The following is a 9,215-nucleotide window of genomic DNA, read 5'->3' as shown; positions in this document are numbered from 1 at the left end:
GGATACACACGCTGCACAAAATTTGAAACCAGCCAAATAACACCAGACCACACCACGGGGTGGCGGGCCCGGCAAATTCAACCAATTCAATACAATAAATTGGTATCAACAAACTTGGCACACTATTGAGTTCTCAAACAACAGACACATTCGAATACTTGCCGAAACAATTCATTTCCATGAATTCTTTATTCCGTTTTTTCTTCGCTGCGATGTTTACAGCTTATTTCATTCATTTCCACTTTGCAAATTCGCGATTTTCATCGGAATTTCGCTTTGCGGAGCGAATCCGCCCAGCAGAATTGAAGCAATTTTCATTATGTGCGCCTGGCGCATGAAGAATTGCTTCTCATTTGTGGGGGTTTGTCACCACTCAACGGCGGCAACTCAGAAAACAATACACGCTCCTTCCCGGCCGTGCAAATCGGCCGGGAAGGAGCGTGCAGGTGCGTTTTCGGTACCAGTCAGGATCCGGTACCAGTCAGGATCCCGTGCTGGTCAGGGCGCGGCGACTTCCACCGTTGCCAGGTTCTTCTTGCCCCGGCGCAGAAGCAGGTAGCGCCCGTGCAGCAACTCGCTGGCCGCAATAACGGCGTCGGGGTCAGATACCTTCGCATTGTTGACGTAGGCGCCGCCCTCCCCCACAGTGCGGCGTGCGGCGGACTTGCTCTCAGACAGACCGGAGGCGACCAGCAGCTCGATGATGCCCAGGGCGCCGGCGTCAACCGTGGCGGAGGGCAGCTCGGAGGTCGCCGCCTTCAGTGTCGCTTCGTCCAGTACGGAGAGGTCGCCGTTGCCGAACACCGCGGCGGAAGCCGCAATGACCTTCTCGGTGGCGTCCACGCCATGGACGAGCGAAGTCACCTCGTAGGCCAGCTTTCGCTGGCCCTCGCGGGCGAAGGGCCGTTCGGCGATCGCGAGCTCCAGTTCCTCAATCTCGGCGCGGCTCAGGAAGGTGAACACTTTGAGTCGGTCCGCGACGTCGGCGTCCGCCGTGTTGAGCCAGAACTGGTAGAACGCGTACGGGCTGCACATGGTTGGATCCAGCCAGATCGCGTTGCCCTCGCTCTTGCCGAACTTGGTGCCGTCAGAGTTGGTGATGAGCGGCGTTCCCAGGGCGTGGACGTGCTTGCCCTCAACCTTGCGGATGAGCTCGGTGCCACTGGTGAGGTTGCCCCACTGATCCGAGCCGCCGGTCTGCAGCATGCAACCGTAGTCGCGGAACAACTGAAGGTAGTCCATGCCCTGCAGGATCTGGTAGCTGAACTCCGTGTAGCTGATGCCTTCGTCGGAACTGAGGCGGGAGGCAACGGCGTCCTTGCGGAGCATGGTGCCGACACGGTAGTGCTTGCCGATCTCGCGCAGGAAGTCGATGGCGCTCAGGGGCGCCGTCCAGTCAAGGTTGTTGACCATCCGGGCCGCGTTGTCGCCCTCGAAGCTCAGGAACCGACGGACCTGGGCCTGAAGGTAGCCCACCCACTCGGACACGGTGTCCTTGGTGTTCAGGGTGCGTTCCGCCGTCGGACGCGGATCACCGATCAAGCCCGTGGAGCCGCCCACGAGTCCGAGCGGCTTGTGGCCGGCCAGCTGGATCCGGCGCATGAGCAGCAGCTGGACCAGGTTGCCCAGGTGCAGGCTCGGCGCGGTCGGATCGAAGCCGCAGTAATACGTCACGGGGTCGCCGGCGAGGAGCTTTTCGAGCTCCGCCTCATCCGTGGAGACGTGGACAAGGCCGCGCCATTTCAGCTCCTGCCAGATATTGGCAAAGCTGGGATCGTTCTGCTGGGCATCGAGAATATTTAGCTGGGACACGGAATCTAAGTTAGCAGGATCAACCGGGCCGCAGCGCAGGTGACGCCTGCCGGCCCGGGCCTACTCCTCGATGCCTGCCGGGACTCCGGCGGCGGCGATGAGCCGCAGGCGCTGGGTGGGCCGGGTCATGGCCACGTACAGGTCACCCACCCGGCCGTGCTCGTGGTTGAGCATGTCGGTCGGTTCCAGGACCACGACGCCGTCGAATTCCAGCCCCTTCGCCTCGCGGGGACTGATCACCACGATGTCCTGCGCGTAACTCCCGGCGCCCGTCCCGACCCGGTGGCCGTACACGGCCCGCAGTGCCGCGCTGGCCTCGGGGAGAAGGCCGCCGTCGGCGATGACTGCCAGCAGGCCGCCCTCGATGGCGTCCAGTTCCTCCGGAAGCACCTCGACGAGCTTGTTGACGATCTGGCCCTGGCCGACTTTGTCGATGACCGGGGACCAGCGCCCTTCCCGCACGGCCTTGGGCGCCGAAACCACCAGTCCGGCCGCGGTCGCCATGCGGGCTGCGGCCTCGGCGATCTGGGACGGGGTGCGGTAGTTGACGGTCAGCTCCTCGAGCTGCCAGCGGTCGCCGAACATGGGGCCCAGGGCGCTGTGCCAGGAGTTGGCGCCGGCAACAGAACTGGTCTGCGCGATGTCGCCCACGATCGTGAAGGACTTCAGCGGGCAGCGGCGGACCAGCAGCCGCCACTGCATGGGTGACAGCTCCTGCGCTTCGTCCACGACAATGTGCCCGAAGGCCCAGGAACGGTCCGTGGTGGCACGCTCTGCCGCGGTCAGCCGCGTCTCACGCTCCTGGTTCTGGTCCACCAGGTCTTCGGCCGTGACAAGGACGTCCACACCGGCGGTTTCCATGTTGACCAGGGTCTGCTTGGCGTTGGCCAGGTCGCGGGCCCGGTCTTGTTCCTGCTGCGCCAGGCCGCGCCCGGCGGCGGCATCAAGCTCGCCGAGCAATTCGGCAGCCTCGTCCAGCAGCGGAACGTCGGACTCGGTCCAGGGCGAATCGGCCGGGCGGAGCAGCAGCGCGCGTTCTTCCGGGCTGAGGTTCGGGGTGCATGCCTCGAGGATGGCCGGCTTGCTGAGCAGCTCCCCCACGAGTTTCTCCGGGGTCATCGGCATCCAGCACAGGTTCAGGGCGATCCGGACATCCCGGGCCGAGCGGACATCCTCCGCCAGGTACGAGCGGTCGGCGTTGTTGCCGATGTTGCCTGCCTCCACCAGCTCCGTCATCTGCTCGGTCAATTCGCGGAGCAGGATCTTGACGAAGGAGACGCGGGCCTCGTTGTGCGGTTTGCCCGTGGCGCGCGCCCTCTCCTTGGCGCGGCGGACCTGCCTGGGTGTGAGGACCAGTTTGCGGCCGTCCACCTCAAGGGTCCGGTTTCCGGCCGGAATGCGCTGCCGGTTGGCCACGGCGTTGGCGACCACCTCGGCCATGTCGAGCCGGCCCTTGATGGCGGCGACGGCGGAGTCCGGCTCGGCCACGGCGGTGATGCCGGGCATCAGCCGGCCCAGGCTCGCCATGACGACGCCGGTCTCGCCGAGCGAGGGCAGCACGCGTTCGATGTACTTCATGAAGGACGACGTCGGCCCCACCAGCAGGACGCCGGCGCTCTTGAGCCGGTCCCGGTGCGTGTAGAGCAGGTACGCGGCGCGGTGCAGGGCGACAGCGGTCTTGCCCGTGCCCGGGCCACCCTGGACCACGAGGGCGCCGGAGATGGAGGAACGGATGATCCGGTCCTGCTCGGACTGGATGGTGCCGACGATGTCTGACATCCGGCCCGTCCGCTTGGAGTTCAGGGCAGCCAGCAGGGCACCCTCGCCCTGGAGCGAATCGTTGTCGGCGAGCATGCCGGCGTCGAGCACGTCATCCTCGATTGCCTTGACCTCGCGGCCCTGCAGGATCAGGTGGCGGCGGCGGCGGACGCCCTGCCGGTCGAATGCCGTGGCCTGGTAGAAATGGCCGGCCTCGGGCGCACGCCAGTCCACCATGAGCCGCTGCAGGTCCTCGGTGGTCAAGCCGATGCGGCCGATGTACTGGGCCTCCCCGGAGTCCAGGTCCAGGCGGCCGAACACAAGCCGGTCATCGACGGCGTCGAGCTGGGCGAGGCGGTCCTCGTAGAGGGCGGCGAAGGCATCACGTTCGGAAACGTTCTGCATGGTGCCCACGGCACCGGCCCGGCGCACCTGGGCCAGCTGGGTGCGCTTCTCCGCCCGCAACTCATCGAGCCGGGCGTAAAGTCCGGCCACATAGTCGCGTTCATGGGCCAAATCAGCGTCGTGCATCGAACGTTCCCCTATCGAAAAAGACAGACCCACCATTCTACAGCCATTTCGGCGGCACGGCTGTTGCATGTCGCCGAACAATGCCAAGGCAGTCTTCGTCAGGGAATTCTACCGACACGTCCCGGATGGTCCAGCCCGGCAGGCCCGCTAGATCCGCAACAGGGACCGGACGTTGTGGCCGGTCAGGGCCGTGCGGCCGCCAAGATCGTCGAGTTCCATGACCACACCGATGCCGGCCACGTGGATCCCGCACCGCTCGAACAGCCGCGCCGCGGCGCCGAGCGTGCCGCCCGTCGCGAGCACGTCGTCGAGGATCAGCACCCGGCTCCCCGGCGCCAGGTCCGTGGTGTGCAGCTCAAGGGTGGCGGTGCCGTACTCCAGGGCGTAGTCCTCGGAGAACACCTCGCGCGGAAGCTTGCCGGCCTTGCGGACCGTGATGACCCCGGTCCCGGTGGCGTAGGCGGCGGCCGCCGCGAGCAGGAAGCCGCGGGCCTCCACTCCGGCGACGGCGTCGAACTGGCCCTGGAAAGGTCCCACCAGGGCATCGACGACGGCCCCGAAGGCGGCGCCGTCGGCGAACACCGGGGTCAGGTCCTTGAAGCTGACCCCTGGTTTGGGATAGTCCGCGATGGTGGCGCACAGGCTCTTGATCAGCTCATCCACCGGCATTGCAGTCGTCGTCTGGTTCGGGTCGCTTTGATTCACCCATCCACCTTACTGGCTGGTAGCGGGAAGCCTCCCGGGCCCCGGCCTCCCGGCCCGCCAGCTCCGCGGCAACCCGCCGGCCATCCAACGTTCACGCTGTCGGTGCCGGATTCGCCACTTCCGTCCATCCCGCCGGTGATTGAATGCTCGAATGAGACACGAAATCGTCCTCTTCGGCCATGGGATTCGGCTGGTTCCGCTGGCCCCGCACCATGCGGCAGGCCTCTTCGATTTTGTGGACGCCGGCATGTGGGCAGGCATGGCGGCGCCGATGCCGGGGACTGCCCGCGAGCTGGCGGCGCTGTTCCGGTCACGGCTGGAGGATCCCGCCACCATCCCGTTCGCCGTGACGGACGGGCGCACAGGGGCCCTGCTGGGCACGACGTCCCTCCGCGACTACGTTCCGGACCAGCAACGCCTGGAAATCGGCGGAACATTCTACGGGCGGCAGTTCTGGGGCAGCCACGTCAATCCGGCGAGCAAGCACATGCTCCTCGCCTACGCCTATGAGGTACTGGAAGTGGACCGGGTGGCTTTCCGCTGCGACGCCCGCAACACCCGGAGCGCGACGGCGATCGAACGCCTCGGCGCACAATTCGAGGGGGTCCTCCGCGGCCACCGCGCGGCGCCAGGCGGGGGACGCGCGGACACCGCCGTCTTCTCGATCCTCTCGCAGGAGTGGCCGCACGTGCGCGAGGACCTGCGGCGCCGGCTCGCCCCCTTCGCCGTCGGCGCCGGCTACTCGCTGGGCAGCTTCGCAGCAACCTGAAACCCCTAATCCCCTGCCGCTTGAGGCACAGAGTCCGGATGAACGGGAGGCACGGAGTCTGGAGGCACTGCATCTGGAGGCACGGCATCTTGAGGCACGGAGTCCGGCTCCGGCGGGCGCAGGAGTTCGTTGGCAAGCCCGTAGGAGACGATGTCCAGCGCTTTTCGGAGCGCGCGTTCGGCGTCGAACCGCCCGGCTGCCACGCGGCTCAGCCGGGCGTAGTCCCCGGCCCATCCGGACCGGCGGAACCTGTCGGCGTCACCGTGAAGGAGCCGTCCATAGAGGACGTCCTCGAACAAGTCATGGTCGGCCAGGGCGATTTCGGCCATCAGCGCCTCGCGGTCCCGGATCATGCCGTTGGTGAACATCCCGGCCGCTTCCGCTGCGCCTTGGGCTAGCCGGGAGTCCGCCGAGTAGTTGCACAGGCGCAGCGCCCGCACCACGAGTTTGAGCGAAACGTGTTCTTCGGGAACGATGAATTTGCGCAGCAGGGCCGCGCGGAAGAGCTCAATCCAGTGCCGGCGCTCTGCTTCGACGGAGTCCGCCGCGACCTGCCCGCCATCGGGGGTGAACAGTTCCACCATCCGGAAGTACTCGGTGGCCAGCTCCGCGAAGATCTGGAGCCGTTCCAGCTCGCTGCCCGGTTTTCCGCGCTTTCCCTCGCCCATACTGCTCCATCATCCCCCACCGCACGTGCCTGCATCAGGGCGCGGGAACGGGGCGCACACAGTGCCCGCTACCTCACGCGCCGCGGGCGCTTGGCGCCTTTGCCGCCTTGTAGCGGGAGACGGTCGGGTCGCCGCTGAGCCAGAACCGCCAGGGGTACTCGTGGCTGCCGCCGTCGCCGGAGACGCCGACGCGCGGACCGGAGCTGATGCCCGCGGCGACCCCCTCCGGCGGGTACGCGGCCGGTTCCAGCCGGAACGGCGGCGCGAGGGCATCCCGCCCGCTGTCCGCCGTCGTCAGTCCCAGCGCGGTGGCCAGCCGGGCCGGCCCGCTCGCGAGGTCGACATCCGATTTCGACGTCGGCCGCCTGGCCCTCGCCAGCTCATGTCCCGCGACCACTTCGCCGGCCCGCAGCAGGAGCGCCGATGCCACGCCCTCGGGCCCGCACACGATATTGGCGCAATGGTGCATCCCGTACGTGAAATACACGTAGAGGTGGCCGGCCGGACCGAACATCGGGGCGTTGCGGGCCGTTTGGCCGCGAAAGGTGTGGGACCCGGGGTCAGGGTGGTGCGAATCATGCGGGCCCAGGTATGCCTCCACTTCGGTAATCCGAACCGAGACGGATCCGCCGGGCCCGTCGTGCGTCAGCACCGCGCCGAGGATCAGCGGCGCCACGTGCCGGGCATCGGCCGAGAGCAGCTCGCGGACGGACTCGGCCGCGCCGGACTCCGTGCCGGACTCGGCAGGAAGCGGGCTGGAAGTCATGCTCAGACTTTAACAAACACCGCCGAAGGAGAGGACGGCCGTGTCCGAATTCCGCTAGCAGCTGCTCCGCGAAGCTGGCAGGATGGGGTGATGGACTTCTGGCAGCGCTACCGGGCAATCGATGCCCGGGACCCCCGATTCGACGGGCAGTTCTACACAGCTGTCCGGACCACCGGCATCTATTGCCGGCCCTCGTGCCCCGCGCGGACGCCCAAGGCGGACAATGTCACGTTCTATGAAACGTCCGCCGCGGCGCACGACGCCGGCTACCGTGCGTGCAAACGCTGCCTGCCCGAGGCCGTGCCGGGTACGCCGGCCTGGAACGTGCGCTCCGATATCGCCGGCCGGGCCATGCGGCTCATCAATGACGGCGTGATCAACCGCGACGGCGTCGAGGGGCTCGCGGCCCGGCTCGGATACTCCTCGCGCCAGCTCAATCGGATCCTCAGCCACGAACTCGGCGCCGGCCCACTGTCCCTGGCACGGGCGAGCCGCGCCCAGACCGCCCGCACCCTGCTGGTCTCCACCGCCATGAAAGTCTCGGACATCGCCTTCGCCGCCGGATTCAGCAGCGTGCGCCAGTTCAACGAGACCATCGGCGAGGTCTTTGCGATGACGCCTTCCGCGCTCCGGGCCACAGCCAGGCATCACCGCTCCCCCGCGGCGACCACAGCGCTCACACTCAACCTTCCGTACCGCGAACCGTTCGACCCGGGCGTCTTTGATTTTTTGGCAGTCCGCGCCATCCCCGGGATCGAGGAAGGTACCTCCACTTCCTACGCCCGGACCCTGCGGCTGACGCAGGGCGATGCCCGCTTCCGGGTGGATTACGACGCCAGCACGGCCGGGCGTCCGCTCGTGCTGACCATCGGCGCCGTCGACCTCCGGGATCTGGCCGCCCTGCTGAGCAGGGTCCGCCGGCTGCTGGACCTGGACGCCGATCCGGTCGCCATCGATGCCGCCCTCGAGGCCGACTCCCGGCTGGCCGCCGCGGTGGCGCGCACGCCGGGCATGCGGATGCCCGGCGCCGTTGATCCGCAGGAACTGCTGATCCGGGCGATGATCGGCCAACAGATCACCGTGGCCGCCGCGCGGACCGCCCTGGTCCAGCTTTCCCCGGCCGGGAGCACGAGCCTGGTGCCCGACGACGGCCTCCACCGGCTTTTCCCGACGGCCGCACAGATCGCCGGGACCGGCTTCGAACTGCTCCGCGGCCCGCAGCGGCGGATCGATGCTGTCCGGGACGCCGCGGCGGCGATGGCCTCGGGCGACCTCGACTTCGGCTACGGCGATGACGTGCAGGGGCTGGAGGCCAAACTCCTGCCCCTGTCCGGCGTCGGGCCGTGGACCGTGGGATACGTCGCGATGCGGGTCATCGGCGCGCCGGATGTGTTCCTGGCCAACGACGCCGCGGTCCGCAACGGTATCCGTGCACTCGCCGAGACCCCCGACGGCGCCACACTTACCCCGGATTTCCGTGAGGTCAGCCCCTGGCGCTCCTACGCCACCATGCACCTGTGGCGCGCAGCAGCGGCTGCCCAGGCCGCGGCGCGCAAGCCGTCCCCGCCGCCGAGGCAGGCTCCAACGCAGAACCACAAGCAGACTCCGAAGCAGACTCCGAAGGAAGCGAAACCATGAAAGCCCAGCTGTTGACCATGTCCACCCCGGACGGTCCGTTCACCATCATTGCCCGGGACGGGGCTGTCTTGTCGTCGGGCTGGACCGCCGTTCCCGGCGAGCTGACCGGCCAGATCCACGCTGACCTGCTTCCGGCCGAATTCGAGACCGTCACCGGGCTCGGCGGGATCTCCGAGGCCGTGGAGGCGTTCTATGCCGGCGATCCGGAGCCGGCCATGGGGGTGCCGGTGCTGCAGAAGTCCGGTCCGTTCCGCAGCCATGCCTGGGACGTGCTGCGCACGGTCGCGCCGGGGCGCCCGGTGACCTACACGGAGTACGCGGAGCTGTCCGGCAACGCCAAGGCCGTCCGGGCGGCGGCCAGTGCCTGCGCCTTCAACGCGGCGGCACTGTTTGTTCCCTGCCACCGCGTCATCCGCACCGACGGGACCCTGGGCGGCTTCCGCTGGGGGCTGGCCGTCAAGGGCAGCCTGTTGGACCGGGAACGCGAAGCAGCCCTCGCGACGGCACGGCCCTAGGCCCTATTCCGTAGCCGGCCGGACCCAGGCGTGCTCAGTTGTTGACGGGCGCA

8 protein-coding genes are annotated in these 9,215 nt (G+C 67.6%); 3 read left to right on the top strand and 5 right to left on the bottom strand.

Features of this window, described 5'->3' with window-relative positions:
* Positions 1-498: 498 nt before the first annotated feature.
* From tyrS to AC1DN2_RS05360, 3 genes are all read right to left on the bottom strand, one after another.
* Entirely contained in the window at positions 499-1,812 is a 1,314-nt protein-coding gene (gene tyrS, locus AC1DN2_RS05370) for a tyrosine--tRNA ligase (RefSeq protein ID WP_230007239.1), read from the bottom strand.
* A gap of 60 nt (positions 1,813-1,872) precedes the next feature.
* On the bottom strand, positions 1,873-4,101 hold the full coding sequence (locus tag AC1DN2_RS05365) for a HelD family protein (RefSeq protein WP_476849486.1): 2,229 nt from the start codon (positions 4,099-4,101) through the stop codon (positions 1,873-1,875).
* A 147-nt stretch (positions 4,102-4,248) separates the two neighbouring features.
* Positions 4,249-4,770 carry an adenine phosphoribosyltransferase gene (locus AC1DN2_RS05360; RefSeq protein ID WP_476849497.1) on the bottom strand — a complete coding sequence of 174 codons (522 nt, stop codon included), beginning with the start codon at positions 4,768-4,770 and terminating at the stop codon, positions 4,249-4,251.
* A gap of 187 nt (positions 4,771-4,957) precedes the next feature.
* On the opposite strand from AC1DN2_RS05360, the gene AC1DN2_RS05355 reads away from it, so the two are divergent.
* A complete protein-coding gene (locus AC1DN2_RS05355) occupies positions 4,958-5,575 on the top strand; it encodes a GNAT family N-acetyltransferase (RefSeq protein WP_476849485.1) in 618 nt (205 codons plus the stop codon).
* A 5-nt stretch (positions 5,576-5,580) separates the two neighbouring features.
* On the opposite strand, the gene AC1DN2_RS05350 is transcribed toward AC1DN2_RS05355, so the two are convergent.
* Entirely contained in the window at positions 5,581-6,243 is a 663-nt protein-coding gene (locus AC1DN2_RS05350) for a hypothetical protein (RefSeq protein ID WP_476849484.1), read from the bottom strand.
* A 73-nt stretch (positions 6,244-6,316) separates the two neighbouring features.
* On the bottom strand, positions 6,317-7,009 hold the full coding sequence (locus AC1DN2_RS05345; protein ID WP_476849483.1) for a DNA-3-methyladenine glycosylase: 693 nt from the start codon (positions 7,007-7,009) through the stop codon (positions 6,317-6,319).
* 90 nt (positions 7,010-7,099) lie between these two features.
* Here AC1DN2_RS05345 and AC1DN2_RS05340 point away from each other — a divergent pair, with 90 nt between their 5' ends.
* Entirely contained in the window at positions 7,100-8,647 is a 1,548-nt protein-coding gene (locus AC1DN2_RS05340) for an AlkA N-terminal domain-containing protein (RefSeq protein ID WP_476849482.1), read from the top strand.
* The gene (locus AC1DN2_RS05335; RefSeq protein ID WP_223917255.1) at positions 8,644-9,162 is read left to right on the top strand and encodes a methylated-DNA--[protein]-cysteine S-methyltransferase; all 519 of its coding nucleotides are present in this window, start codon (positions 8,644-8,646) and stop codon (positions 9,160-9,162) included. Before AC1DN2_RS05340 ends, AC1DN2_RS05335 begins: the two co-directional genes overlap by 4 nt.
* Positions 9,163-9,215: the final 53 nt, after the last annotated feature.

This window comes from Arthrobacter sp. 01L42 (assembly GCF_056400005.1).
This window is presented reverse-complemented; position numbering and strand designations above follow the sequence as displayed.

Bases quoted from the DNA above. Each gene is read 5' to 3' on its own strand.
- AC1DN2_RS05365 (WP_476849486.1), bottom strand. From the start codon at position 4,101: ATGCACGACGCTGATTTGGCCCATGAACGCGACTATGTGGCCGGACTT.
- AC1DN2_RS05360 (WP_476849497.1), bottom strand. From the start codon at position 4,770: ATGCCGGTGGATGAGCTGATCAAGAGCCTGTGCGCCACCATCGCGGAC.
- AC1DN2_RS05355 (WP_476849485.1), top strand. From the start codon at position 4,958: ATGAGACACGAAATCGTCCTCTTCGGCCATGGGATTCGGCTGGTTCCG.
- AC1DN2_RS05350 (WP_476849484.1), bottom strand. From the start codon at position 6,243: ATGGGCGAGGGAAAGCGCGGAAAACCGGGCAGCGAGCTGGAACGGCTC.
- AC1DN2_RS05345 (WP_476849483.1), bottom strand. From the start codon at position 7,009: ATGACTTCCAGCCCGCTTCCTGCCGAGTCCGGCACGGAGTCCGGCGCG.
- AC1DN2_RS05340 (WP_476849482.1), top strand. From the start codon at position 7,100: ATGGACTTCTGGCAGCGCTACCGGGCAATCGATGCCCGGGACCCCCGA.
- AC1DN2_RS05335 (WP_223917255.1), top strand. From the start codon at position 8,644: ATGAAAGCCCAGCTGTTGACCATGTCCACCCCGGACGGTCCGTTCACC.